General features: G+C 58.9%; 27 protein-coding genes. 10 read left to right on the top strand and 17 right to left on the bottom strand.

What is annotated here, in order from left to right; all coding sequences use genetic code 11:
* Genes H7R56_RS15390 through H7R56_RS15380 form a run of 3 tightly spaced genes read right to left on the bottom strand, consistent with a single transcriptional unit; the run spans position 1 to position 2,055 of the window.
* Positions 1–366 (bottom strand): glycerol dehydratase reactivase beta/small subunit family protein, encoded by a 366-nt coding sequence (locus H7R56_RS15390; RefSeq protein ID WP_106928713.1) that lies wholly within the window; start codon positions 364–366, stop codon positions 1–3.
* A 60-nt stretch (positions 367–426) separates the two neighbouring features.
* Complete coding sequence (gene dhaT, locus H7R56_RS15385) at positions 427–1,590, bottom strand: 1,3-propanediol dehydrogenase (RefSeq protein WP_106928711.1); 1,164 nt, start codon at positions 1,588–1,590, stop codon at positions 427–429.
* A gap of 36 nt (positions 1,591–1,626) precedes the next feature.
* Complete coding sequence (locus H7R56_RS15380) at positions 1,627–2,055, bottom strand: GlcG/HbpS family heme-binding protein (RefSeq protein WP_106928709.1); 429 nt, start codon at positions 2,053–2,055, stop codon at positions 1,627–1,629.
* Between the two features lie 393 nt (positions 2,056–2,448).
* Here H7R56_RS15380 and H7R56_RS15375 point away from each other — a divergent pair, with 393 nt between their 5' ends.
* The 10 genes from H7R56_RS15375 (at position 2,449) to dsbG (ending at position 12,944) form a co-directional block, all read left to right on the top strand.
* Entirely contained in the window at positions 2,449–4,116 is a 1,668-nt protein-coding gene (locus H7R56_RS15375) for a propanediol/glycerol family dehydratase large subunit (protein ID WP_106928707.1), read from the top strand.
* A gap of 13 nt (positions 4,117–4,129) precedes the next feature.
* Complete coding sequence (locus tag H7R56_RS15370; protein WP_106928706.1) at positions 4,130–4,720, top strand: propanediol/glycerol family dehydratase medium subunit; 591 nt, start codon at positions 4,130–4,132, stop codon at positions 4,718–4,720.
* Positions 4,717–5,148 carry a diol dehydratase small subunit gene (locus H7R56_RS15365; RefSeq protein WP_106928703.1) on the top strand — a complete coding sequence of 144 codons (432 nt, stop codon included), beginning with the start codon at positions 4,717–4,719 and terminating at the stop codon, positions 5,146–5,148. The genes H7R56_RS15370 and H7R56_RS15365 overlap by 4 nt, the downstream gene beginning before the upstream one ends.
* An 11-nt stretch (positions 5,149–5,159) precedes the next feature.
* Entirely contained in the window at positions 5,160–6,992 is a 1,833-nt protein-coding gene (locus H7R56_RS15360; protein WP_106928701.1) for a diol dehydratase reactivase subunit alpha, read from the top strand.
* Positions 6,993–7,102: 110 nt separating this feature from the next.
* On the top strand, positions 7,103–8,230 hold the full coding sequence (locus tag H7R56_RS15355) for an alkene reductase (RefSeq protein ID WP_181358021.1): 1,128 nt from the start codon (positions 7,103–7,105) through the stop codon (positions 8,228–8,230).
* A gap of 90 nt (positions 8,231–8,320) precedes the next feature.
* Positions 8,321–8,632 carry an ArsR/SmtB family transcription factor gene (locus tag H7R56_RS15350; protein ID WP_106928858.1) on the top strand — a complete coding sequence of 104 codons (312 nt, stop codon included), beginning with the start codon at positions 8,321–8,323 and terminating at the stop codon, positions 8,630–8,632.
* Between the two features lie 187 nt (positions 8,633–8,819).
* The gene (locus tag H7R56_RS15345) at positions 8,820–9,503 is read left to right on the top strand and encodes a hypothetical protein (protein WP_106928697.1); all 684 of its coding nucleotides are present in this window, start codon (positions 8,820–8,822) and stop codon (positions 9,501–9,503) included.
* A 170-nt stretch (positions 9,504–9,673) separates the two neighbouring features.
* Positions 9,674–10,270, top strand: a complete 597-nt coding sequence (locus tag H7R56_RS15340) for a transporter (RefSeq protein ID WP_106928856.1) — start codon at positions 9,674–9,676, stop codon at positions 10,268–10,270.
* A gap of 376 nt (positions 10,271–10,646) precedes the next feature.
* Complete coding sequence (ansP, locus tag H7R56_RS15335) at positions 10,647–12,089, top strand: L-asparagine permease (RefSeq protein ID WP_106928695.1); 1,443 nt, start codon at positions 10,647–10,649, stop codon at positions 12,087–12,089.
* Positions 12,090–12,185: 96 nt separating this feature from the next.
* Complete coding sequence (gene dsbG, locus H7R56_RS15330) at positions 12,186–12,944, top strand: thiol:disulfide interchange protein DsbG (protein WP_182928297.1); 759 nt, start codon at positions 12,186–12,188, stop codon at positions 12,942–12,944.
* A gap of 61 nt (positions 12,945–13,005) precedes the next feature.
* Here the strand turns inward: dsbG and H7R56_RS15325 are convergent, their stop codons facing one another.
* The 14 genes from H7R56_RS15325 to H7R56_RS15260 all read right to left on the bottom strand — a co-directional run bounded on the left by H7R56_RS15325 (position 13,006) and on the right by H7R56_RS15260 (position 25,603).
* Positions 13,006–13,242 carry a hypothetical protein gene (locus H7R56_RS15325; RefSeq protein ID WP_106928692.1) on the bottom strand — a complete coding sequence of 79 codons (237 nt, stop codon included), beginning with the start codon at positions 13,240–13,242 and terminating at the stop codon, positions 13,006–13,008.
* A gap of 232 nt (positions 13,243–13,474) precedes the next feature.
* Positions 13,475–14,056, bottom strand: coding sequence for a 4'-phosphopantetheinyl transferase AcpT (acpT, locus tag H7R56_RS15320; RefSeq protein ID WP_106928690.1), 582 nt, complete (start codon positions 14,054–14,056; stop codon positions 13,475–13,477).
* Between the two features lies 1 nt (position 14,057).
* Complete coding sequence (locus H7R56_RS15315) at positions 14,058–15,287, bottom strand: beta-ketoacyl-ACP synthase (RefSeq protein WP_106928689.1); 1,230 nt, start codon at positions 15,285–15,287, stop codon at positions 14,058–14,060.
* Positions 15,284–16,015 carry a 3-ketoacyl-ACP reductase FabG2 gene (locus H7R56_RS15310; RefSeq protein ID WP_106928687.1) on the bottom strand — a complete coding sequence of 244 codons (732 nt, stop codon included), beginning with the start codon at positions 16,013–16,015 and terminating at the stop codon, positions 15,284–15,286. Before H7R56_RS15310 ends, H7R56_RS15315 begins: the two co-directional genes overlap by 4 nt.
* Positions 16,012–16,488 (bottom strand): hotdog family protein, encoded by a 477-nt coding sequence (locus H7R56_RS15305; protein WP_106928685.1) that lies wholly within the window; start codon positions 16,486–16,488, stop codon positions 16,012–16,014. The genes H7R56_RS15310 and H7R56_RS15305 overlap by 4 nt, the downstream gene beginning before the upstream one ends.
* Positions 16,485–17,654: a beta-ketoacyl-[acyl-carrier-protein] synthase family protein gene (locus tag H7R56_RS15300; protein ID WP_106928683.1), complete on the bottom strand. Its 1,170-nt coding sequence runs from the start codon at positions 17,652–17,654 to the stop codon at positions 16,485–16,487. The genes H7R56_RS15305 and H7R56_RS15300 overlap by 4 nt, the downstream gene beginning before the upstream one ends.
* A 1-nt stretch (position 17,655) precedes the next feature.
* Positions 17,656–18,324 (bottom strand): DUF3261 domain-containing protein, encoded by a 669-nt coding sequence (locus tag H7R56_RS15295; RefSeq protein ID WP_374956751.1) that lies wholly within the window; start codon positions 18,322–18,324, stop codon positions 17,656–17,658.
* Positions 18,325–18,326: 2 nt separating this feature from the next.
* On the bottom strand, positions 18,327–20,645 hold the full coding sequence (locus H7R56_RS15290; RefSeq protein ID WP_106928681.1) for an MMPL family transporter: 2,319 nt from the start codon (positions 20,643–20,645) through the stop codon (positions 18,327–18,329).
* On the bottom strand, positions 20,614–21,219 hold the full coding sequence (locus H7R56_RS15285) for a LolA family protein (RefSeq protein WP_106928679.1): 606 nt from the start codon (positions 21,217–21,219) through the stop codon (positions 20,614–20,616). The genes H7R56_RS15290 and H7R56_RS15285 overlap by 32 nt, the downstream gene beginning before the upstream one ends.
* On the bottom strand, positions 21,216–21,638 hold the full coding sequence (locus tag H7R56_RS15280) for an acyl-CoA thioesterase (protein ID WP_106928677.1): 423 nt from the start codon (positions 21,636–21,638) through the stop codon (positions 21,216–21,218). The genes H7R56_RS15285 and H7R56_RS15280 overlap by 4 nt, the downstream gene beginning before the upstream one ends.
* Positions 21,639–21,641: 3 nt before the next feature.
* The gene (locus H7R56_RS15275) at positions 21,642–23,333 is read right to left on the bottom strand and encodes a glycosyltransferase family 2 protein (RefSeq protein ID WP_106928675.1); all 1,692 of its coding nucleotides are present in this window, start codon (positions 23,331–23,333) and stop codon (positions 21,642–21,644) included.
* A complete protein-coding gene (locus H7R56_RS15270; protein ID WP_106928673.1) occupies positions 23,324–23,677 on the bottom strand; it encodes an ApeI family dehydratase in 354 nt (117 codons plus the stop codon). Before H7R56_RS15270 ends, H7R56_RS15275 begins: the two co-directional genes overlap by 10 nt.
* Positions 23,664–25,025, bottom strand: coding sequence for an AMP-binding protein (locus H7R56_RS15265; protein WP_106928671.1), 1,362 nt, complete (start codon positions 25,023–25,025; stop codon positions 23,664–23,666). Before H7R56_RS15265 ends, H7R56_RS15270 begins: the two co-directional genes overlap by 14 nt.
* Complete coding sequence (locus H7R56_RS15260) at positions 25,022–25,603, bottom strand: COG4648 family protein (RefSeq protein WP_106928669.1); 582 nt, start codon at positions 25,601–25,603, stop codon at positions 25,022–25,024. The genes H7R56_RS15265 and H7R56_RS15260 overlap by 4 nt, the downstream gene beginning before the upstream one ends.
* Positions 25,604–25,605: the final 2 nt, after the last annotated feature.

The following is a 25,605-nucleotide window of genomic DNA, read 5'->3' as shown; positions in this document are numbered from 1 at the left end:
TTATTGTGCCTCGCTAAACGGGATCACTTTCACTAACTGCCCGGCATTTGCGCCGATATTGCGCCACTGGGCAGATGAGCTACCCGGTGAGCAGCGACGCAACGCGCGGTCCGCCGGATACTGCTGGTGGGTCAGGACCACTTCGCCGTTAACATTAACCCCCAGGCCGGTTTGCAGGGCTGAACGCGCCGCCGCTGCACGCGCGTACGCCAGCGCGCTGTCGTCGTGGGAACAGGGCTGGAGACGGCAGGGCACCCCTTGTTCTTCCAGTCCAAGGCAAATCTGGCGCAGAATATTGCTATCGGCGAGGCTGTGGTAATAACACAGATGCACCGCCGGTGAGGCAGAAATACCGGGATTTGGCATACATCGCTCCAAACGGGGGAAAGGAAAAGAGCGGGCCTACAGGCCCGCGACGCGACAGGATCAGAACGCCTGGCGGAAGATTTCGGCGACTTCTTTTTCATTCCCTTTACGTGGGTTAGAGAACGCGTTGCCGTCCTTGAGCGCCATTTCGGCCATGTACGGGAAGTCCGCTTCTTTTACGCCCAGTTCGCGCAGGTGCTGAGGGATACCGACGTCTTTAGAGAGACGGGTAATGGCCTTGATAGCAAGCTCTGCGGCGTCGAGGGTGGACAGTCCGGCGGTATTTTCCCCCATAAAGGTGGCGATATCGGCGAATTTTTCCGGGTTAGCGATCAGATTGTAACGGCAAACGTGCGGCAGCAGGACGGCGTTCGCTACCCCATGAGCCATGTCGTACAAACCACCCAACTGGTGCGCCATCGCGTGGACATACCCGAGGTTGGCGTTATTGAACGCCATGCCGGCCAGCAGCGAAGCGCACGCCATGTTCTCACGTGCCTTGAGGTTGCTCCCCAGCGCAACCGCCTGGCGCAGGTTGGTGGCAATCAGTTTGATCGCCTGAATGGCCGACGCGTCGGTCACCGGGTTGGCGTCTTTCGAAATATAGGCTTCCACCGCGTGGGTCAGCGCATCCATACCGGTAGCGGCGGTCAGACCCGCCGGTTTGCCCAGCATCAGCTGCGGGTCGTTGATTGACACGCAAGGCAGGTTACGCCAGCTGACGATGACAAATTTTACTTTGGTTTTGGTGTTGGTTAACACGCAGTGACGAGTGACTTCGCTGGCGGTGCCGGCGGTGGTATTGACGGCAATAATGGGCGGCAGCGCATGGGTCAGGGTTTCAATACCCGCATACTGATAGAGATCGCCCGGGTGGGTCGCGGCAATGCCGATACCTTTACCGCAGTCGTGCGGGCTACCGCCGCCGACGGTAATAATCATATCGCAATGTTCCTTGCGGAAAATGGCCAGCCCGTCGAGAACGTTGGTGTCTTTCGGGTTTGGCTCTACGCCGTCGAAAATCACGACCTCAATACCGGCCTCGTGCAGATGCTTCACGGTCCGATCGACGGCGCCGTCTTTTATTGAACGCAGCCCCTTATCGGTCACCAGCAGGACTTTTTTACCGCCCAGCAGTTTGCAGCGCTCGCCCACCACCGAGACTGACCCCGGGCCAAAGAAATTTACATTGGGAACAAGAAAATCATACATACGGTCGCTCATGTTGCACCTTCTGAAATAATGAATGAATTAGCGTGATTAATTCTTTTTAAAATAGTCCAGCGCCGCGCTGGCTATTTCCATGTCCTGCTCGACGGTGCCGCCGCTAACGCCAATGGCGCCAATAATTTCGCCTTTTTCCATTATTGGAAAACCACCGCCAAAAATAACAATGCGCTGTTGGTTGGTTAGCGCTAAACCGTACAGAGATTGCCCAGGTTGCACGACTTCAGTCAGCGCGTGGGTGGGCTGTTTCATACAGCATGCGGTCCATGCTTTGTTTAGCGAAATATCACAGCTGGTCACCAATGCATCGTCCATTCGCTGCAGCAACAGCGTGTGAGCACCGCCGTCGACGATGGAAATAACCACCGGAACGCTGATTTCAATGGCTTTTTTTTCAGCCTCTGCCGCCATGGCTTTGGCCATCGCCAGGCTTACGGTGGCGCGAGAAAGACTTTTATTCATGGCTACTCCTGACCTAATCCGTAGTTTGTTAATAGCAGTAGTTATAAATTAATAAAAGGTTGTGTCGTGAAGGATGAAATGTCGAAAACGGCATTAACGCTTTAGTGATATTTTTGGCAAAAAAAAGACTAAGTCAACGGTGCGAAATAGGTACGTTATTTCAGTGGGGGAGTATTTTTAGCGTCATTTTTGATTTGGCGACGGCCGAATATCACATTTGCCTCGTGAATCGTATTTTTCAGTTCCAATTTGAAACGCATTAATAAAAATGCGTATCAAAATGGAACGTAATTTATTTAATTTGTTTGTGCCTCTCGACCCTTTAAGTTGCCGATCATTCTCACCCGGCATGGCATTGCCGGGCGCTATTTTTAATTTTATGAGCCAGAGAAAATGAGACGATCAAAACGATTTGAAGTCCTTGAAAAACGGCCGGTAAACCAGGATGGGCTGATCGGCGAATGGCCAGAGGAAGGGCTGATCGCGATGGGCAGCCCCTGGGATCCGTCGTCATCGGTAAAAGTGGAAAATGGGCGCATTGTGGAACTGGACGGCAAAGCGCGCGCCGATTTTGACATGATTGACCGCTTTATCGCTGACTACGCCATTAACATCAATGAAACCGAGCATGCGATGTCTCTTGATGCGCTAACCATTGCGCGCATGCTGGTGGATATCCACGTTGACCGCGCTGAGATCATCAAGATAACGACCGCCATTACGCCAGCCAAAGCCGTAGAGGTGATGGCGCATATGAACGTGGTGGAGATGATGATGGCGATGCAAAAGATGCGCGCCCGCCGTACGCCGTCTAATCAATGTCACGTTACCAACCTGAAGGATAATCCCGTGCAAATTGCTGCGGATGCCGCTGAAGCCGGGATCCGCGGTTTTTCTGAACAAGAAACCACCGTCGGGATTGCGCGCTATGCGCCGTTTAACGCGCTGGGGCTGCTGATTGGCTCCCAGTCCGGTCGGCCTGGCGTGTTAACTCAGTGTTCAGTGGAAGAGGCCACGGAGCTGGAGCTGGGCATGCGCGGCTTTACCAGCTATGCGGAAACGGTCTCTGTCTACGGAACCGAAGCGGTGTTCACCGATGGCGATGACACGCCGTGGTCGAAGGGTTTTCTCGCATCAGCCTACGCCTCGCGCGGGTTGAAAATGCGCTACACCTCCGGAACAGGCTCTGAGGCGCTGATGGGCTATGCAGAGAGTAAATCCATGCTGTACCTCGAGTCGCGCTGTATTTTTATCACCAAAGGTGCGGGCGTTCAGGGGCTGCAGAACGGGGCGGTAAGCTGCATCGGCATGACAGGTGCCGTGCCATCCGGCATTCGCGCAGTGCTGGCTGAAAACCTGATTGCTTCGATGCTCGACCTCGAAGTGGCTTCCGCCAACGATCAAACCTTCTCTCATTCAGATATTCGCCGCACGGCACGTACCTTGATGCAGATGCTGCCGGGAACCGATTTTATCTTCTCCGGCTACAGCGCGGTGCCGAACTACGACAACATGTTTGCCGGATCGAACTTCGATGCGGAAGACTTTGACGATTACAACATTCTGCAACGAGACCTGATGGTCGATGGCGGCCTGCGCCCGGTCTCAGAGGCGGAGACCATTGCCATTCGTAACAAGGCCGCACGCGCGGTGCAGGCCGTATTCCGCGAGCTCGGGCTCCCGCCGGTTACCGATGAAGAAGTGACGGCAGCCACTTACGCCCACGGCAGTAAGGACATGCCGTCGCGCAATGTGGTGGAGGATCTCAGCGCGGTCGAGGACATGATGCAGCGCAACATCACCGGGCTCGATATCGTTAAGGCTCTGAGCATAAACGGCTTTGATGATGTCGCTAACAATATTCTGGCGATGCTGCGCCAGCGCGTCACCGGTGACTACTTGCAAACCTCCGCCATTCTCGACCGCCAGTTTGAAGTCGTGAGCGCGGTCAATGATGTCAATGACTATCAGGGGCCGGGGACGGGCTACCGCCTGTCGCCAGAGCGCTGGGAAGAGATCAAAAACATTGCCACGGTCATTCAACCGGACAGCATCGAGTAAACGGGGATACGCAATGGATACAACACAGAGTAAACGCCCGGTTTTTACGCTTAACCTGGTCGAGAACGGGGTCGCGAAAGCGGGTGAACGCGTGGACGAAGTGGTGATTGCCGTCGGCCCGGCGTTTGATAAATTTCAGCATCGCACGCTGATTGATATGCCGCATAAAGCGATTATCAAGGAACTGATCGCCGGTGTAGAAGAAGAAGGGCTCCATGCCAGAGTGGTCAGGGTATTACGGACCTCGGACGTTTCGTTTATGTCCTGGGATGCAGCCAACCTGAGCGGTTCAGGAATCGGTATTGGTATCCAATCCAAAGGTACAACCGTGATTCACCAGCGTGACCTGCTGCCGCTCAGTAATCTGGAGCTCTTCTCGCAGGCTCCGTTACTTACCCTGGAAACCTACCGCCAGATAGGAAAAAACGCCGCACGTTATGCCCGTAAAGAATCGCCATCGCCGGTACCGGTGGTGAACGACCAGATGGTGCGGCCGAAATTTATGGCAAAAGCAGCGTTGTTCCACATTAAAGAAACTAAGCACGTCGTGCCGAACGCCAAACCTGTCGCGCTGAAGATTGACATTACCCGGGAGGACGTATGAGCAATAAAACCACGATGACTGCCGCCGATTATCCGCTGGCCTCCCGCTGCCCGGAACGCATCCGGACGCCTACCGGTAAGCCGTTAACCGAGATTACCCTCGAAAATGTCCTTGCCGGGAAGATTGGGCCGCAGGATGTGCGTATCTCACGGGAAACGCTGGAATATCAGGCACAAATAGCTGAACAGATGCACCGCCATGCGATAGCCCGCAATCTGCGCCGCGCCGGGGAGCTGATCGCGATTCCCGATGGCCGGATCCTCGAAATTTACAATGCGCTGCGCCCGTACCGCTCTTCCGAACAGGAGCTGCTTGCCATTGCCGACGAGCTGGAACAGCAGTATCAGGCCACGGTCAACGCGGATTTTGTCCGCGAGGCGGCGGAGGTTTATCGCCAGCGCGATAAGCTGCGGAAAAAAGAAGATTAAGGGTAGGCATAATGGCGTTAATGGCGGGAATTGATATCGGCAATGCCACCACGGAAGTGGCATTAGCGGACTCCACACCACACGGACCACGCTTTCTGGCCAGCGGTATTGTTGCCACGACCGGTACCAAAGGTACGCGCGAGAACATCAACGGCGTGATCGCCTCGCTCCATCAGGCGCTGGAAAAAGCGGGCCGCAGTCCGCAGGCGCTGGAACGCGTCTATCTCAATGAGGCCGCACCGGTGATCGGTGATGTGGCCATGGAAACCATCACCGAGACCATCATCACTGAATCGACGATGATTGGGCACAATCCGCAGACCCCCGGTGGCGAAGGGCTGGGCGTGGGCACCACCATTAGCCTCAATCATCTGGCATCGCTGCCCAGGGCGCGTTATGACGAAGGCTGGATCCCGCTAATCGGCCGCCAGATTGATTTTATGGAGGCGGCGTGGCAGCTAAACGCCGCGCTCGATCGCGGCATTAACGTGGTGGCGGTGATCCTGCAACAGGATGACGGCGTGCTGATCAACAATCGTCTGCAACGCACCTTGCCGATCGTCGATGAGGTGACGCTCATTGAGCAGGTCCCGGAAGGGGTGCTGGCGGCGGTTGAGGTGGCCGCGACCGGGCAGGTTATTTCATTGCTCTCTAACCCCTATGGTATCGCCACCTGGTTTCAACTGACCCCTGAAGAGACGAAGATGATCGTGCCCGTTGCGCGGGCGCTGATAGGCAATCGTTCGGCGGTGGTGCTGAAAACGCCTCAGGGCGATGTGAAATCTCGGGTGATTCCGGCGGGGCATATCACCGTGCGTGGCGATAAACGCACGGTGCAGGTCGATGTTGCTGACGGCGCCGGTGCCATTATGCGGGTGATTTCGGGCTGCGCGCCAGTCCGTGATATTCGCGGGGAAGCCGGTACGCACGCCGGAGGGATGCTGGAGCGCGTGCGCCAGGTGATGGCGTCCTTGAGCGGTCACGGTATGGACGCCGTCTTTATTCAGGATTTGCTGGCGGTTGATACGTTCATTCCGCGCAAGGTTCAGGGCGGGCTGGCGGGAGAGTTCTCGATGGAAAATGCGGTGGGGATTGCCGCCATGGTGAAGTCAGACCGCTTGCAAATGGAAGCGATTGCCAATGAGCTGAGCCAGCAGCTGGCGACGCGGGTCGACGTGGGTGGCGTTGAGGCCGACATGGCGATCGTCGGTGCGCTGACCACCCCGGGCAGCGATATGCCGCTGGCGATTCTCGATCTCGGCGCAGGCTCAACCGATGCCGCCACCATTAATCAGGCGGGAGAGGTCAGGTCGGTGCACCTGGCCGGGGCCGGTAATATGGTGAGCCTGTTGATTAAAACCGAACTGGGGTTAAGTGATTTACTGCTGGCAGAGGAAATCAAAAAATACCCGCTGGCGAAAGTGGAAAGCCTGTTCAGCATTCGCCATGAAAACGGCGCCGTCGAATTTTTCCGCGAACCGCTCAGTCCTGCGGTATTTGCCAGGGTGGTCTATATCAAAAACGGCACGCTGGTGCCCATCGATAACCAGACATCGCTGGAAAAAATCCGCCTTGTGCGCCGGCAGGCAAAAGAAAAAGTATTTGTCACCAACTGTCTGCGCGCGCTACGTCAGGTATCGCCTGGAGGCGAGATCCGCGACATCGCCTTTGTCGTTCTGGTCGGCGGCTCGTCGCTGGATTTTGAAATACCGCAGTTGATTACCGATGCGCTGTCGCACTACGGGGTTGTTGCCGGTCAGGGGAATATCCGCGGCACGGAAGGGCCACGCAACGCTGTTGCGACCGGGCTGGTCTGCCGTGGGGGCGAGCAAGAGCGTCATTAATTCAAATATTGAAATATATAAATATTGAAATGTTTCGATATAAGGCGTAGCCTGCGTTTCACCGTCGGCGGGCGATGTTGCCCGCCAGAGAACCCGCAATGGATAAGATCATGGAAAACGCCGCGCTGTTCACCCCCTTAACGCTTGGGGCCTTCAATCTGAAAAATCGCATCGCCCTCCCACCGCTCACCCGCTCGCGCAGCGGCCAGCCGGGCAACGTCGCTAACGACCTGATGGCAGAATATTACGCCCAGCGCTGTAGCGCCGGGTTTATGGTTAGCGAAGGCACACAAATTGAACCACGTGGTCAGGGCTATGCCTGGACGCCGGGGATCTACACGCCGGAACAGATCGCGGGCTGGAAAAAAGTCACCGATCGCGTTCACCAGCAGGGTGGGGTGATCTTTGCCCAGCTGTGGCACGTCGGTCGCGTTTCGCACACCTCTCTTCAGCCCGCCGAAGGCGCGCCGGTCGCCCCGTCAGCCATTGCGGCGACCAATGTGAAAGTGTTTATCGAAACCGGGCCGGGTACCGGCGCGCTGGCTGCGCCGTCCGCACCGCGCGCGCTCAGCACCGATGAAGTCCGTGAGCTGGTGGCGCTGTACGCCGCCGCCGCGCGTCACGCGATGGAGGCCGGTTTCGACGGCGTGGAGCTGCACGCGGCCAACGGCTACCTGATCAACCAGTTTATGTCCGTGCATACCAACCAACGTGATGATATTTACGGGGGTTCCCTTGATAATCGTCTGCGCTTCCTGCGTGAAGTCACCCAGGCGGTGATTGAGGTTGTAGGAAAAGAGCGCGTGGGCGTGCGTTTTGCGCCGCTGTTTGAAAGCACTACGGAAGATCGCGTCTATCTGGGACTGGTGGAGCCGGATCCGTTCACGACCTACATTACGGCGGCTCGCCAGCTTAATGAGCTGGGTATTGCCTACCTGTCCATCGCCGAAGCCGACTGGGATAACGCGCCGGATCTGCCGCAGGAGTTTTATCATGCGCTGCGGGAAACCTTCCGTAACGTCCTGATGTATGCCGGGAAATACACCGCAGAAAAAGCCAGCCGTATGCTGGATGCCGGGCTGGGCGACCTGTTCGGTTTTGGTCGTACCTTTATTGCAAACCCGGACCTGCCGGCGCGCATCGCCCACGGCTGGCCGCTGAACCCGGTGGATCGCAATACCCTGTTTGGCGGAGGCGTTGCCGGGTATACCGATTACCCGGTTTACCGCGCGAAATAAGCGCAATGCGGGCGGCAGACGTCGCCCGCATTGACTTTTGTGGGCACGCTGCCTAATGTACAGCCCATCTTTCTTGCCGTAGCCAGCCTGATGCCGCTAAATACTGACGATATTCTGAAAGCCATTTCTAACCCCACGCGCCGGGAGATCCTCCACTGGCTGCGCGAGCCTGCTCGTCATTTTGCCGACTATCCGCATTTGCTCGATCCGCAGCAGGACGGCGTATGCGCCAGCTTTATTCAGGATAAAACCGCGCTGTCGCAACCGACCATCTCTTCGCATCTTAATAAGCTGCACAAGGCAGGGCTGCTGACCAGTAAAAAGGTCGCGACCTGGACCTATTACAAGCGCAACGAGTCGGTCATTGCCGAATTTCTACGCGAGCTGGAACAGTCGCTGTAGCGGGCGACGTCTTTCCCAATCTTCCCCTTGTTCATCGGCCATTCAACCGCGATATGCCGGAACGGTAGTACTGCCGGGCACGCGCGGTTTTAAAGCGTCAGAATATGTAAATTATCTTTATTTATCAATGCGTCACACTATTCTGTCAGCATCAGGGTTTTCGCTAGCGACGACAGGATGTGTGCAGATGATGATTTCCCCGTGGGCCGTCGCGATGGCCGCGCTTTTACTGCCGTCAGCGGGTCTGGCGGCGCAGGCTGAGATGCGCGATGAGTTCCGGCGCATCAGCTTTCATGCCCCCAGCACGCCCGGTTTTCGCACGGCCAGTATCCTGACCGCCGGTTTTACCGGCGCGACCGTCACCATGAGCAGTAATTATGAAGGACTCAATCTGAATGACGTTACCTTTAGCTTTAACCATGGCTGGCTGGAAGTCGGGGCACATCATGAAGGGCGAGTGACGCTGCGTATGAAAAGGCGCCCGCTGGCGAGTGAGCGAGAAGGGGTGTTGACGATGCACAATCGCAAAACCGGCGATACCCAGCGCTATCGCTTTACGCTCGGCGTCTGGCTGGTGGGCGACGGTGCGGTCGATGATAATTTTGCAGAAGCCCGCGAGCGCTGCCACCGCCTCGGCGGACGGCTGCTAACGACTCGCGAGCTGCGCGAGGTGTCGCGCAAGTGGTTTGGCTTCAGTAAAGGGAATTTGTCTGCCATGTACCCGCAGGCGACGCTGTTTCATGCGCAGGCGAGAGCCGGGGGCAGCTTCTGGGTGCATGAGGCAAAAGCGCTCTATCTCCATACCGGTATTAAAAGCCCAGAGCGCGGCATTAACACGCTGTGCCGCTATGCGTATGAAAATGCAACATGATAAATAGACGTTTTTTAGCGATTATTTTAACAATGCTGTTTGTGTGGTTTAAATAATCTTGCCGGTTAATAGCATGTAATGTTAAATATCGAGAGGATGTGGCACAGAACGATAAGTTACAGAAAGGTGGGCGCAGTAATATTAACGTTTTATAAAATGTAGTGAATTTTATGCTTTTAGTTAATTTATTATTGCGCGTTATTTTTTTGGCTGCGGCCGTGGTGGTGGCGGTTCTCTGTTTGCATGTTGATGTGAATATTTTTAAAAACGACCTGTCGGAAGATTCACTCACCGAAATTGTCCAGGAATGCATTCTGTTTGGCATCGTGGTGATACACCTTTTCCGCGCCCGTAAAGCGCGCATCGCGCGACAGCGTCATATCCTGATTGCCGGCTTCTTTATGGCTATGCTCATTCGCGAGCTGGACGCGGTTTTTGACCTTATCCACCACGGCAGCTGGCTGTGGTTTGCGCTGGCGGTCAGCCTGGTGACGATAGCCTACACGTTTCGCCGTCCGCAGCGGGTACTCGTGCAGCTGGTTGAGTATACCACCACGCCGTCGTACGGGCTGATGATCTCGGGCCTGCTGGCAATTCTTATTTTCTCTCGCCTGTTTGGCATGTCGATGCTTTGGCACTCTATTTTACAGGACGGCTATGTTCGTGTGGTTAAAAATATGGTTGAAGAGGGCTGCGAGCTGTTTGGTTATATGCTGTGCCTGGGGGCATCGGTTAATCTTTTTCCGGCAACGCACCGTTCTGAATGAAAAATATATTTTTAGCGCTAAGTTGATTCGACGAAATTAAGTTTTCTTGCGGCTTTCTCTTTCCCCAAGGCCTCTCTGCAGAGGCCTTTTCTCTGCCTGTCGACAGACGATCCTTATTGCGGCAACAACGTGAAATCTGCGCGGTCTGACGCAGAGCAAATCGCTGTGCTCAGCGGCGGCAACGCGCGCTTTATCTGCCGGCGTCGCCGCTGACCCCCGCGTATGTTTTGCACCGCTTATTAATTGCAGGTAGGATGCTTCGCGGCGATTTTATCCCTACGCAGAATGACGGGAAAAATCGCGTTGACCGTCGCGGCCTGCGTTCCGCCGCCGACGGCCTGAAGTCCTCCTAAAATCAGACAGGTAACAGGGAAAAATGGAAACACAAAACACATCTGCCGCGGAGCAACGCGCGGCGAAAAGACGCTGGCTGAATGCCCACGAAGAGGGGTATCACAAGGCGATGGGTAATCGCCAGGTACAGATGATCGCGATCGGTGGCGCAATCGGTACCGGTCTGTTCCTCGGCGCAGGTGCGCGCCTGCAAATGGCCGGGCCCGCGCTGGCGCTGGTGTACCTGGTTTGCGGTATTTTCTCGTTCTTCATCCTGCGTGCGCTGGGTGAGCTGGTGCTGCACCGCCCCTCGAGCGGCAGTTTCGTCTCTTATGCCCGCGAATTTCTCGGTGAAAAGGCGGCCTATGTGGCTGGCTGGATGTATTTCATTAACTGGGCGATGACTGGCATTGTCGACATCACCGCGGTCGCCCTGTATATGCACTACTGGGGCGCTTTTGGCGATGTCCCGCAGTGGGTGTTTGCCCTCGGCGCGCTGGCGGTGGTGGGCACCATGAACATGATTGGCGTGAAGTGGTTCGCCGAAATGGAGTTCTGGTTCGCGCTGATTAAAGTGCTGGCGATCGTGGTGTTTCTGGTGGTCGGCACCGTCTACCTCGGCAGCGGCAAACCGCTGGACGGCAACGCGACCGGTTTCCACCTGATTACCGATAACGGCGGTTTCTTCCCGCACGGCCTGTTGCCTGCGCTGGTGCTGGTGCAGGGGGTGGTTTTTGCCTTTGCGTCCATTGAACTGGTGGGCACCGCCGCCGGTGAATGTAAAGACCCGCAGACCATGGTGCCGCGTGCAATCAATAGCGTCATCTGGCGTATCGGTCTGTTCTACGTTGGTTCAGTCGTACTGCTGGTGCTGCTGCTGCCGTGGACGGCCTATCAGGCGGGGCAAAGCCCGTTCGTGACCTTCTTCTCCAAGCTGGGCGTACCGTACATTGGCAGCATTATGAATATCGTAGTGCTGACTGCGGCGCTCTCCAGCCTGAACTCAGGCCTGTACTGCACAGGGCGTATTTTGCGCTCCATGGCGATGGGCGGCTCGGCGCCGAAGTTCATGAGCAAAATGAGCCGCCAGCACGTGCCGTATGCCGGTATTATGGCGACGCTGGTGGTCTATGTGGTGGGCGTGTTCCTCAACTATCTGGTACCATCGCAGGTGTTTGAGATTGTCCTTAACTTCGCTTCGCTGGGGATTATTGCGTCATGGGGCTTCATCATGGTGTGCCAGCTGCGTCTGCGTAAGGCCATCAAAGAGGGCAAAGCCGCCGACGTGAGCTTCAAGCTGCCGGGCGCGCCGTTTACCTCGTGGCTGACGCTGCTGTTCCTGCTGAGCGTGCTGGTGCTGATGGCGTTTGACTACCCGAACGGTACCTACACTATTGCCGCGCTGCCGCTGATTGCCATTCTGCTGGTCGCGGGCTGGTTTGGCGTACGCAAGCGCGTAGCGGAAATTCACCGTACTGCGCCATAACCTGCCTCAACGGCCTGATGGCGACGCTATCAGGCCGATTCTCCAGCGGCGAACCACTTCACTCGCGGGGCGTCCCCGCTTTAAGGAGAGACGAAAATGAAATCCACGCTACTGATGGCGCTGACGCTGATGCCCGCGCTGGCTTTTGCCAGCACGCCGCTGCCCGACGTTGTTAAACGCTTTAGCGAGCAGCAAAACATCAAAATTATCAAAGAAATTGATGCGCCAGGCGGGCTCAAAAGCTGGGTCGGTCAGTATCAGGATATGGGCGTCACGCTGTTTCTTACTCCCGACGGTAAACACGTGGTTTCTGGCTACCTTTATGATGATAAAGGAAAAAACCTGAGCGAGGACTTTTTCAAAAGCGAGATTTACATCCCGCTGGGGCGCGAGATGTGGCAGAAGCTGAACGACGCTCACGCGCTGAAAGAGGGGCCCGATAGCGCCGAACGCAAGGTGGTGGTGTTTGCCGATCCGTTCTGTCCGTACTGTAAAACCTTCTGGTCGGCGGCCCAGCCCTGGGTAGCGGCAGGTAAAGTACAGCTCAACACGCTGCTGGTGGCCTTCCTGAACCCGCAAAGCGGCCGCAACGCGACGGCGATTCTGAATGCGGCCGACCCGGTAGCGGCCTGGCGGGACTACGAACTGTCGGGCGGTAAAAAACTGCCGCATTTTACCGGAACGACGCCGCGCGAAACCTTCAATTTACTCCAGCAGCATCAGAAGCTGATGGACGATCTCGGGGCTAACGTCACGCCAGCCATTTACTACATGAATGATAAAAATGAGCTGCAGCAGGTGGTTGGCATGCCGGATGAAAAACAGCTGATCGAGATGTTCGGCCCGCGTCCGTAGGCTATCATCGTCAGGTCTTTCTCCCGAAACGGGAGAGGACCGGCATCCGTTACGCGGCGAGTCAGCCTGTAATATGGATGAAGTTCAGAATGATGGTCACAACCACCCAGGCGAAAAGGAAAAAACGCCGCCTGTCGTTACGCGACTCCAGCGCGGAAAAATAGTTAGCGCTGTAGAATGTGGAGATAATTATCGCTACCGTCACCACGATGTGCCAGGCAGATTCCCGGATGCCAATAAACGCGCTGATGGCGGAAAAGCAGATAACGATAGCCATCGCATTCAGCGCATTACACATCAACCACCCCCACAGACTGGCTGGCCGGACAAACATTTGTTCAAGTCTTAAAACCAATTTCTCATTCACCGCATAAATAAAATGGCGCATAAAATGCACTGCCGCTGGCGGAATGGAGTTGACCAGAATCAATGTTGTAGGTCGCCGCCGACGATAGCGGTAAAAATGATGTGCATCAAAATAAGCGATTTTCCGTTTATCTGGCATTTGTGCAGACTGCACGTGGGGCGGATTAACGCACGGTTGCTGACGTTATCAGCGCCGCCAGATTAACCGGCGTTGGCGTGCAAACGGCGATGCTGAGCGTATTCAGCCAATGATGCGCGATAAAAAGCGAATCGGGCTGCGTGCTGTCGGCCTGCGCCATCTGCCAGACGCTGCCGCCGCGCTGTTTTAGCATCGCTTCTTTACGGGTCCAGATTTGCCAGAAGGTGGGCAGCTGTGCCGCCGGTGGCGCTGCCGCGATCTGCGCGCGTTCGCCGGGGCTGAACAGCGCCTCGGCCAGCGCGGGCCAGCGGGCTCGCGGGCGTAGCGCTTCGATATCGCAGCCGACTTCGCCCTCATCGCTGAGCAGCAGAGCAATATTATCCCCGCTGTGGCTCAGGTTGAACCACAGCGGGGAAGGCGAGGAGAAGCAGGGCTTGCCCTGCTCGCCGTAGCCGATGTCGGGCAGCGGTGAGACGGCGCGGGCAAGCAGGGCCCGACCGGCCAGCCAGCGGGGGCGCCGGGGGCCAGACGGTGCCTCGGCAATAAGCGCGGGCGGCAGAAAGCCTGCGCTTAATACCGACACTTTCCCCAGCAGCAGACGGTACACGCTACGGCCAGCGTTTAATAATGATGGAGGTATTGATGCCGCCAAACGCAAAGTTGTTGCTCTGCAAAAACTCACAGTCGATGCGACGGGCCTCGCCCATGATGTAGTCCAGCGCGCCGCAGTTGGCGTCCGGCTTATGCAGATTCAGCGTCGGTGCGAACCAACCCTCGCGCATCATTTGCAGACTCATCCAGGCCTCCAGCGCGCCGCAGGCACCCAGGGTGTGACCAAAATAGCTTTTCAGCGAGGAGAGGGGAACGTTATCGCCGTAGATAGCGGCCGTCGCCTGGCTTTCGGCGATGTCGCCCCGGTCGGTGGCGGTGCCGTGCGCGGAAATATAGCCGATGTCTAGCGGGCTCAGCCCGGCCATCTTAAGCGCCTGCTGCATACAAATCTGCATGGTTTCCCGCTGCGGTTGGGTGATATGCGCGGCGTCACAGTTGGTGGCGAAGCCGATGATTTCGCCGTAAATCGTCGCACCGCGCGCTTTAGCGTGCTCAAGCTCTTCCAGAATCAGCGTCCCGGCGCCTTCGCCGATCACCAGACCGTCGCGGCTTTCATCAAACGGCGAAGGGGTAGTTTTCGGTTCATCGTTGCGCTGGCTGGTGGCAAACAGCGTATCAAATACCGCCGCTTCCGACGGGCACAGCTCTTCCGCACCGCCGGCGACCATCACCGTTTGATAACCGTGACGAATCGCTTCCCACGCGTAGCCGATAGCCTGGCTGCCTGAGGTGCAGGCGCTGGAGGTGGGAATGACCCGACCGCGCAGGCCAAAGAACAGCCCGGTGTTCACGGCGGTGGTGTGCGGCATCATCTGCACATAGGTGGTGCCCGTAATATTGTTGGTGTGCTTTTCGGTAAGCATGGTCGCGAATTCGCTCACCGGACCGGTGCTGCCGGTTGATGAGCCGTAGGCGATACCGGTATCCCCGTTGGTCAGCACGTCGTCGCCAATCAGACCTGCCTGTTCCAGCGCCAGCTCGGTGGCGCGGGTCGACATCAACGACACGCGGCCCATGGCGCGAATTCGTTTGCGGGTGTAGTGCTCCGGGAGAGCAAAATCGTCAACAGGGGCGCCCAGTAGCGTGTGCAGCCCGTCGTAAACCTGCCATTCCGGCATTTTGCGCACGGCATTTTCGTAGGCCAGCAACCTGGCGGAGACGTTCTGCCAGCTTTCCCCAAAGGCGGTCACGCCGCCCATGCCGGTAATGACTACGCGACGTGTCATAACATCCCTCCATTGATGGAAATCACCTGGCGGGTGACATAGCCCGCCACGTCTGACATTAAATAGCTGGCGAGCCCGGCCACTTCGTCGGCCTGGCCCATGCGCTTCATCGGAATGATCGCCATCGCTTCTTTCAGCGCGGCTTCTTCCATCTCAATCATGCCGGTGTCGATAAGCCCCGGCGCAATGCAGTTAACGGTAATTTTGCGTTTCGCAAGCTCAATGGCCAGCGCTTTGGTCGCGCCGATGATCCCGGCTTTGGCGGCACTGTAGTTGACCTGCCCACGGTTGCCCATCACGCCGGAGACTGACGACAGCGTGATGATGCGACCGCCCTGGCGAGCGCCAATCATCGGCATAATGCACGGCTGGATGACGTTATAAAAACTGTCGAGATTGGTATGGATCACCGCGTCCCAGTCACTGTCGCTTAGCGCCGGGAAGGCGGCGTCGCGGGCGATGCCCGCGTTGCTCACCACGCCATACCATGCACCGTGTGCGTCGATATCCTGCTCCAGAACTTCGCGGCACTGGGCGCGGTCGGCGACGTCAAAACACAGCAGACGCCCGGCGCCACCGGCGGCGAGAATCGCTTCCAGCGTTGCCTGCGCGCCCTGCGCGTCACGGTGGTAGTGGACGCCGACCGTGAAGCCGTCGGCGGCCAGCTGACGGGCAATGGCGCGGCCGATACCTTTACTTGCGCCGGTCACTAAAACTGAACGACTCATGAGGACGCTCCCTGTTGAAAGAGTGATTGAAGTTCTTCTGCCGTCGGCTGGAAGGTGTTAACGCGGCCGGTGGCCAGCGTCTGTTCATCGGCGGTAATGGCGCATTCAAAGCTGCCAAAGCGCGCGTCCTGCATCAGCAGCTTGACGGTGATGGTGAGGGTTTTTCCGCCGGGCAAACAGCCTGCGGCGCAGATCAGTTCGCGGGCACCCAGCACCATGCCGAGAGCGATAGCCGCCTGCCCCTGTTGATGGCGATGCCAGCCTGACCAGACGCCAACGGTCTGCGCCATCAGCTCCAGCGCATACCAGCCCGGTAGATTTCCTTCCGGGTCAAGAAACGGCGACAGCACGCCGGTGCTGTCGATGCTCACGCGGCAAACCGCCTGCTCCTCGCTGACCCACTCGACCTCGTCGAGCAGCAGCATCGGGGCGTCGTGCGGCAGATATTCGGCGGGCGACAGATAGGGGCTCATGCGATTCTCCCGAGCAAAATGCTGGCGTTATTGCCGCCAAAGGCAAAGGAATTCGACAAAATAACCGGGCGTTCCAGCGGCTGTGGCTGCGTGATAATGCCGCAGGGTGGCAGCGCCGGGTCGCGCGGCGACTGGCTAAAGTCCTGGGCGGGTAGCGGCAAATTGCGCTGTAAAATCAACATGCTGAGCGCGGCTTCGGTGATGCCCGCCGCACCAAGCGTATGCCCGGTCAGGTGTTTGGTAGAGCTGCACGGTACCCGCTCGCCAAATAGCGCATTGACCACCCGTGATTCAATCTGATCGTTCAGCGGCGTGGCGGTCCCATGCAGATTGATGTAACCAATATCGTCAGGGGCCATACCGGCATCGCTCAGCGCCAGCTCAATGGCGCGAATGGCGCCTTCCCCCTGCGGATGCGGTGCGGAAATATGGTAGGCATCGCTGGATTCTCCGACGCCCAGCAGCGCAATGGGCTGTGGTTCGCGGGTGAGCAGCATCAGCGCCGCGCCTTCGCCGATGGTAATGCCGCTGCGCCCCTCACCGAACGGCTGGCAACGCGTTGGTGAGAGCGACTCCAGGCTGTGAAAGCCGTTAATTGGCATGCGGCTGAGCGTGTCGGCGCCACCGACAATCGCGACATCGGCCAGCCCGGCTTCGATCAGGCGACGCCCGCTGATAATGGCGCGAGCGCTGGAGGAACAGGCGGTAGACAGCGTAAACGCCGGGCCATCGAGATCCAGCCAGCGGCTGAGGAAGCGCGACGGATCGCCGAGCTCCTGCTGCGGATAATGCCACGCGGCGCTCTGCTGGCCGTTGAGCGTCAGGTTAACGTGCGCGTCGCCCTCATCGAGACCGGAAGTGCTGGTACCCAGGACAACGGCGACCCGATCGCGCCCGTACCGGGTGATGGCGCCGTCGACCTGTGGCGCAATCTGGGACAGGGCGGCCAGCAGCAGCTGGTTGTTGCGCGAACGGTGATCGCAAAAGGTATCAGGAATAGCGGGCAGCTCGCCGTCGACGCCGCCGAGCACCGCGTGTGGGTGCCCCTGGAGCCAGCCGGTTCTGGCACGCATGCCTGGCGCCACGCCGCGGGTGAGATTCGCAGCGATATCATCCGTATGGCTGCCCAGCGCATTAATCATGCCGACCGCAGAAATATAAATCATATCAGTCACCTAAATATTGAATGGTGATGTGGTATTTAAAGACGTGCTGCTCAATGCTAATAGGCTCACGCTTGCCCTTGCGGTTCAGGTAGGTGATTTCCGTCACCAGCGCGCCGCGCGCGTTGCGCAGCTCGCGTTTATCGCCGTGGTCCGTCAGGGTCCAGCCTTTCGGCAGCTGCGGCAGCCAGGCGCTAATCGGCCAGTGGCTGAGCATGACGTCGGCCAGCACCTGGCTGGCGGGCGGCAGCTGCGGCACAACGATCGACTGCTCGGCGTGGAGCCCACGGTCGTCGTAGGTCACGAGAAACAGACGGATACCGACCGATGACAGCCCTGCCAGCGTCAGTTTTTGATCGTTGGCGTTCAGCATCACCAGCAGCGACTGGGTCTGACCGTTGAAGCTGCCGGTCAGTAGCTGCTGTGAACTGACCGCCGGCGTGATGCCCGGCGCGGGCAGGGTTACACGGGTACCCGGTTCCAGCCAGGCCTGCGGGCGGCCGGATTGATCCTGCTGCGAATGGCTGCAGCCGGCCAGGACGAACGCACAGCTCAGGATTATGGCGTGGATTGCCGGATGACGGCGTAGCGTGATCCGGCCTGCCGGGTGTGGTGGTGTGTGTAAGCCGGATAGGACGGCAACGCGTCGCCATCCGGCAAAAAATGTCGCTATCATCATCGTTTTTTCTTCTCTTTTTTGCCCGGCATCGCCAGCGGCGACAGCAGGAAGGCGGTGAAAATCCCGCTCACCAGGACGATACCAAAACTGCTGATGGCCTGCGTGGCGCTGAAAACCAGCATCCCGAGGGTCAACAACGTCGTCAGCATCGCCAGACCGATCGCCAGCATTGACGTGAGCGGCGTGCCGCGCGGATTACTGAAAAATAGGGTGTAGTTAATGCCGATACCCAGCACCAGCACCAACGCCAGCAGCGAAAACAGATTGAGCGGGTGACCGCTCAGCGCCAGCGCCGCCAGGCCGCAGCCGAGCGAGAGTACCGACGGCACGAGGCTGATAAGCCCTCGCCGCCAGCCGAGCCGGACGATCGCCCCGCAGGCGATCACCGCCAGGGCGATAAACAGCAGTCCGGTTAACACGCTACGATACAGCGCGAACAGCGCATCGAAGGTGCTCTTACGATCCACCCACGCTACCCCGGCGTATTTCTCGCTCAGTGCGTTCAGCGCCGCGCTGTCCTTTACGCCGTCAACCGGCACCAGCACGCCGCTTTCGCCAGCGGGCAGTGTGAGCCACAGCAGCCGCCAGCCTTCGCTGGCCGGGCTATTGAGCCAGTCATCAACCGTGACCGGCATCGGCGACAGGTCCGGCGTCACCGTTGTCAACCCGGCGCTGTGCAACGCATTGATGATAGCGGGCGCGGCCGTTCTTAAGAGGGCGAGATCCTGCTGTTGACGGGCGAGCGAATTCAGCGCCAGGGGACGAAAGCCGCTCAGCAGACCGGATTTTTGCGCCGCGTCCAGCGCGGGCGTAAAGGCTTCCAGGCGCTCCAGCGTTTGCTGCGCGGAGGCACCGTACACCACAAACCACTTCTGATCGACGCTTTGCCCTGTGAGGGCGGTAATGGTTTTTTCCTGCTTCAGCAGATGCTGCGGCAGCGCCTGAAGCTGGGCGATATCATCATCGACGCGTAGCGTCGCCAGGCCCGCCAGCGACAGCAGCGCCAGAGCCAGCGGCAGCCCGACAGACAGCTTTTTATTCCGCCGCCAGGCCGCCAGCCAGCGCAGCATCAGTACCATTGCCGGAACCGGACGCACCGGCAGGCCGCGGCACAGCCACGGATGCCAGAAAATGACCGTCAGGCACGAGGCGCTCAGCCCCACCGCCGCAAACAGCGCCATCTGGCGAATGCCGGGGAACGGGGCGAGCATCATAATCAGGTACGCCGCGACGGTGGTCAGCAGCGCCAGCAGCAGGGCGTTGCGCACCTTATCGAGGCTTTGCCACGGCGTGGCCTCCGCGCCGTGCACCATCCGCTCGGTCAGATAGTAGAGCGTATAGTCGGCGGAAATTCCGATGATGCTCATACTCATCACCAGCGTCATCAGGTGCAGCTCGCCAAACACCAGCAGTGTCGCCACGGTCCCTGCCAGCGCGCCGATGGCGATGGAGATCAAACACAGCAGCAGCGGGCGCAGCGAGCGAAAGGTCACGACAATCAGCAGCAGCACGCCCAGCAGGGTGGCGACGCCGAGGGTCGAGACGTCCCGCTTGGCCTGCTGGCTGGCGTAGTCGCTGTAAAATACCGTACCGCGTGACAGCAGCTGAGCCTGCGGATAGCGCGCCTTGAGCTCCTCCTCAAGCGTATTGAGCGTGGTCACCAGGCGGTGCGTTTGTTGCATATCAAAAGAAGAACCCGCCAGTTCGCCGTGCAGCAGGTACCAATAGTTGCCTTCACTATCCTGGGTGACCAGCCAGCCGTCCATCAGCCGCAGGCGCTGGCCGTTTTTCGCCATCGCCAGCTGCGAGCCGCGCATCAGCATCAGCGGATCGTTTTGCAGCTCTTTGCCGCTCACGCCGGAAAAAGCCGAATAGAGCTGGGAGAGGATCCACTGCGCCTGTGCTTCGCCGCCGTTTTGCAGCCGCGTGCGGGTGTCAGGGTCAATCAGGCCGTTGCGGTGCTGCCAGAAAAAAGCGCCCCAGGCCTGCTGACTGTCGGCATCCATCGGGCCTTTTACCGTAGCGAGCGCGTGCGACTGCTGTAGCCGCGTCAGCCAGTCGCGGGCGACCTGCGGGTCGGCCTGCTTACCGGGGCTGACCAGCCAGACCAGCTGACGGTCGAGGCGCTGCATAAAGCCGTCGTTGAGGTTCGGCGGCAGCGCGCCCATGGCCTGTTTGGGCAGCATGGCCAGCACGCTGCTGTTGAGGCGTGCCTGGGGCAGCAGCGTGAGCAGCGCCGCCAGCATCAGCAGGCAGGCGAGGGCCCACAGCAGCGCCGGGCGTTTACGGGGCGGTAAAGCGTTGGCGTTCGTCATCGGTTAGCTGGGCGGGCGTCAGTTGGTGTTGGGAAAGAGTGATATCGGTGCGATCGCCCTGTTTATCATTCAACGTAATGTGCTGCAGATAGGTCTTACCGGCCAAATCAATGGTGGCAAAAATTTTATCCAGCGGCGTGGAGGTCGGCGTGAGGCGCAGCGTCCAGCGCCCGTCGCCGAGGTCGGCAAAATCGACGCGGAAGTTCTGCTCGAGCACCGTGCGATCGGCCTGGAACAGCGCGCGCAGCAGGTGGTTAAACTGGAACATCTGCGGATTATTGTCTGCGGTAATCGTCTGCGGCGGCTGACCGTTGATAGCTTGTACCATGCGTTTATCATCCAGCAGCAGCTGCATCGGGAACGGCGCCGTCTGGTCCCACAGCAGGCCCTGGTCGCGGGCGATCAGCATCGTGCCTTGCGATCGCAGCGGTTGCGGCAAATCTTTAATCGTGCGGGTCTGATCGAAGTGCGCACGGATCACCGGCTGTTCCGTAAAACGCTGTTGCAGCGTGTCGAGCGTCAGGGCGCTCACAAATGGGCTTATCAGCAGCGCCAGCAATGGCAGAAATCTCACGGCGTCACCCCCATGCGTTCGAACAAAATATCCGGGCTGACAAAACACAACTCGCGGCTGGCTTCGTCGACCGCCACCTGAATGGTGTAGCCGGTGGTGGTTCGTTGGCCGCTGTTGGCGTCAAAAATTTCGTAGCCTATGCGCAGGCGATTTTCATATTCTTCAATGCGCGCGCGCACGCGGATACGCTGCTCGAAGGTCAGCGGATGGCGGTACTTCACGCGCGTATCAACCACCGGCCAGACGAAACCCGAGTCCTTCATCTGGCGATAGCCATAGTCAAACTGGTTAAGCAGCGCCTCGCGTGCAATTTCGAAATAGCGGAAATAGTTGCCGTGCCACGCCACGCCCATCATATCGACATCATGAAAGGGAATGGTCAGCTCGACTTCAGCCGTAAAGCGGGGATCGTTTAGCACCCTTTACTCCTTGTTTTGGGGATCCGGCAGCTGCCAGAAATCGAAAAAGTTAAACCAGTCGAGCGGCGACTGCAGGGCATAGTGCTCAAGACGCTGTGCGTAGCGGTCAATTGCCTGCTGTAAGGCCTCCTGACGCGTAGCGCGCGCAAGGAGCAGGGGATCGGCAAACGGCTCGCAGTGAATATGCAGCTTCTCTGCCTGGCGCAGTGCGAACAGTAAAACCACCGGACAGCGCAGAATCGAGGCGAGAATAAACGGCCCCTGCGGGAAGGGGGCGGGCTGGTCCATAAAGCGGCTCCAGCAAACGCGCCACTCGCCGCCGCGCTGCGGATTGACCGCAATGCGATCGCCGACGATGGCAATCCATTCGCCGCGATCCAGCTTCTCTTTGAGTAAGATTGCCGTCTCCGGGCCGATGTCGGTGACCGGCATCAGGTTGATGCCCGCCTGCGGCGCCATTTCTTGCATAATCTGTTTGAAGCGCTGAGCGTTTTCGCTGAACACCAGCGCGTTGATGGTTTTGCTGCCCTGGCGCTGCGCCAGCGCACGGCAGACTTCAACATCGCCGAGATGTGAGGCCAGCAGCAGCTTGCCGCGCGTGTCATCGGCGTGAAGCGCCGCTTCTGCTCCCGGAGAAAAGACCACGTCACGGCCGAGCTGCAGTTCGCCGCGCCAGCCGGCGATTTTATCGAGCATTGCGTTGCCAAAGCGCAGAAAGTGCTGATAGCTCGTCAGGTTGGCCGGTACCGGCATCTGGCGGGCGGTGAGCCGGGAGCGCACCCGGGCTACCCAGTTTTGCGAAGCGCGCCGCGCCTGTGTTGCCGTCAGCCAATAAACGCCAACCACCGGATACAGCAGCAGGGTAAATGCCCGCCGACCGAGGCATCGCCATACCCACAGCATCAGACGCATCCCCCACAGTCCTTTCACTTCTTGCTGCCGCGCCCAGTGCGGCGACGCGCGGCGAAACAGCAGCGTCGGAATGCGCGGCAGCATGCCGAAGAACAGCCGCGTGTGCATACGGGAAATCCGCAGGTTGTCTTTGAGCGCATCAAAGTGCGACAGCCCATCCAGCGGATAGGTGACGCGGGTGGGGACGAAATAGCTGGTGTTGCCCTGCCAGTACAGACGGACCATTACTTCGGTATCGAAATCCATCCGTTTGCCGAGCGTTGCGCGCTCGGCGAGCTGGAGAGTGGGGGCCACCGGATAGACGCGAAAGCCGCACATGCTGTCTTTGAGCTGCAGCGAAAGCGTTTCAATCCACACCCATACGTGGGTGACCCAGCGGCCGTAGAGGCGCGAACGGGGAATGGAGTCATCGTAAATGGGCTGACCGGAAATCAGCGCCGTCGGGTGCTCCTCGGCAAGCGCCAGCAGTTTGGGAATATCTTCAATGGCGTGCTGGCCATCGGCGTCGACCTGCACGGCATGGCTATAGCCTGCGGCCGCGGCGGCTTCAAGCCCGCGGATCACCGCGGCACCTTTGCCGGCGTTCTCGTCCAGGCGTATCAACGTCAGGCCTTCAGTCTGCGCTGCCAGTCGGGTGAGCGTCTCTCGCGTGGCGGCATCGCTGCCATCGTCGACCACGATACAGGGCAGAGCAAACGATCGCAGGCGCGCCAACACGCCCGGCATCATCGCGCCGTGGTTATAGCAGGGGATCAGCACACAGGGAGAGAATGTCAGCGGCATAGGCGGATTTTCCCGCTGCTGGCCGTATGGCGGGCTTCGCCGTCGTGGCGCTGGTAGCTGAACGTGAGCGTCTGGCGCGTTTCCTGCCACTCCATGCTTAGCGTGACGCGCGTCATCGGCAGCAGCGGAGCCTGAAACTTCACGTTCGGCATGCTGTGAAAACGCCAGCCGGGGGCCAGTAAGGTGGTGGCATAGTGCATCACCCAGTCCAGCTGTGCGACGCCGGGCAGCAGAGGCTGCACGGCAAAATGCCCCTTGAACCAGAAAAGATCGGGGTCAAGAGACAGCACTACGTCGAGCCGATGCGGCTGTGCCTGGCGGCGCTCAATTTCACGGGGTTTCATGAAATAATTCCTGTAATTGCGCATAGACACGCTTATTCATACTGTTGACGGGCATCTGCTCGATCACCCGCCAGTAGCGCGGCACGGCGACCGGTTCCAGCCACTGCCGCAGCGCGTGTCGCCACGCCTGTTCCAGGGCCTTGCCGTCGCGCGCCTGCCAGCGTTGACGCACGGCGTCATCCAGCACCAGCAGCACGCCCACGCTCTGGCGCCCGCCGCGACTGATAGGCAGTGCGGCCGCTTCACGGATGCCTTCCAGCGACAGCAGCCGGCGCTCAACTTCGCTGAGCGAAACGCGCTTTTCTTCTATTTTGACGACCCGGCCGCGACGGCCCGCGAGATGGAATCGACCGTCGGCATCGAAGCGCAGAATGTCGTCGAGCAGCAGACCGTGAGCGTCGGCGATCAGCGGTGAAAAAACGCGCAGCGCGTCGTTTTCAGGCACAAATCGGACGCCGGGGAAGGGCAGCCAGCTCACGTTATCCTGCTGGCGGGAACGCCAGGCGAGAACGCCGGTCTCGGTGCTGCCGTAGATTTCATCCGGCCAGATTCTGAGCCATTCGGCGGCGTGGCTAACATCCTGCCACGGCAGCAGGCCGCCCGCCGAAACCAGCGCCGCCAGCGGAGGCGCGGCGAGCCGGGAATCAAGCCGCTTTAAAAAGGCCGGGCTGCTGATAAAGGTGTAGCGATACTGCGGGTCGAGCGCTGCCAGCTGTTCGGCGTAATAGAGCATCGCGGCGTGCAGCGGCAGGCCCAGCGCCATCGGCAGGAAGATACGAAACGTCAGGCCGTACAAATGCTGCGGCACCACGGACGCCACCACCCGGCTGTCGGCCAGGCGATCGGCAAAGCGTGCAGCCAGCAGCATGGCCTCGCGATCGAGGCTGGCGATCGATTTATTGATGCGTTTGGGTTGCCCGGTCGAACCGGAGGTGAACAGGGTTACGTGCGCGTCGTGGCGCAGCGCGGGAAGGGAAAGCGCGTCGAGGCTCACGGTCATCGCCGAGTGCACGACCTGCTGTGGCCCATGCCAGTCCAGCGGCCGGTCGCTGAGGACACCGTCGAAAAATGCACGTTGTTCATCCAGCAGCGACACGCGGTTATGCCCTGGTATCACCGGCGTTTTTCCCGCGTGCAGCGTGGCCAGCAGCGCCACGATAAACAAATAGCTGTTTTCAAAGCACAGCGCCCAGCGTTCACCTTCCAGCCGCTGCAGGTCGGCCATCAGCCGCGCGACATCCGCCCGCAGGTGGCCGAGCGTCCAGGTGTGGTGGTCCTGCCAGGCAATAGGGGTATGCGCAGGACGCGAGGCCGTGAGCCATTGCGTCAGCGTCAGGGTCTGCTTCATTGTGAATCTCGTTTAATCATCCGCCGGCGCACCAGCCATTCCGCGCTCATCAGCAGCCCCATTAACAGGTAGGCAATCATGCCGTTCCATGCGGTCCACAGCGACATATCGCCGTGCAGGGCGGTAAACAGCGCCACGCTGCCGTTGATGATGAAAAAGGCGCACCAGATTTGCGTGACTCTGCGGGTGTAGCGCACGCCAGACTCGGGAAGCGCGGGTTCCTGCAGGCGCGCCAGACGCTCGACGATCGGCATCGCCGACCACAGAGAACCGCCGAATACCGCCAGCATGACCGCATTCACCACTACCGGATAGAACAGCAGCATCTGGTGGGTCTTAAGCAGGTAGCTGGCAAGGCACAGGGCGATGCCCGCCGCCGCCACAACCTGCGTGACCACGCGTAGCGGTCCCGCCTGTTGTCGGGTCTGGCGCAAGCGTAAAAACAGCAGCAGCGCCATCAGCGGCAGCAGCCAGTGCAGGTCGTTATGCGCCAGACCAAAGCCAATAACAAAAGGCCAGGCCAGCAGCAATAAACCTGTCAGCAGCGGGACGACGGGCAGCGAGCGAAGGCTCGGCATCG

It is taken from the genome of Klebsiella sp. WP3-W18-ESBL-02, from assembly GCF_014168815.1.
Taxonomy (GTDB): Bacteria; Pseudomonadota; Gammaproteobacteria; order Enterobacterales; family Enterobacteriaceae; genus Kluyvera; species Kluyvera ascorbata_B.
The sequence above is the reverse complement of the archived record's forward strand: the minus strand, read 5'-3'. Positions and strand labels throughout refer to the sequence as shown.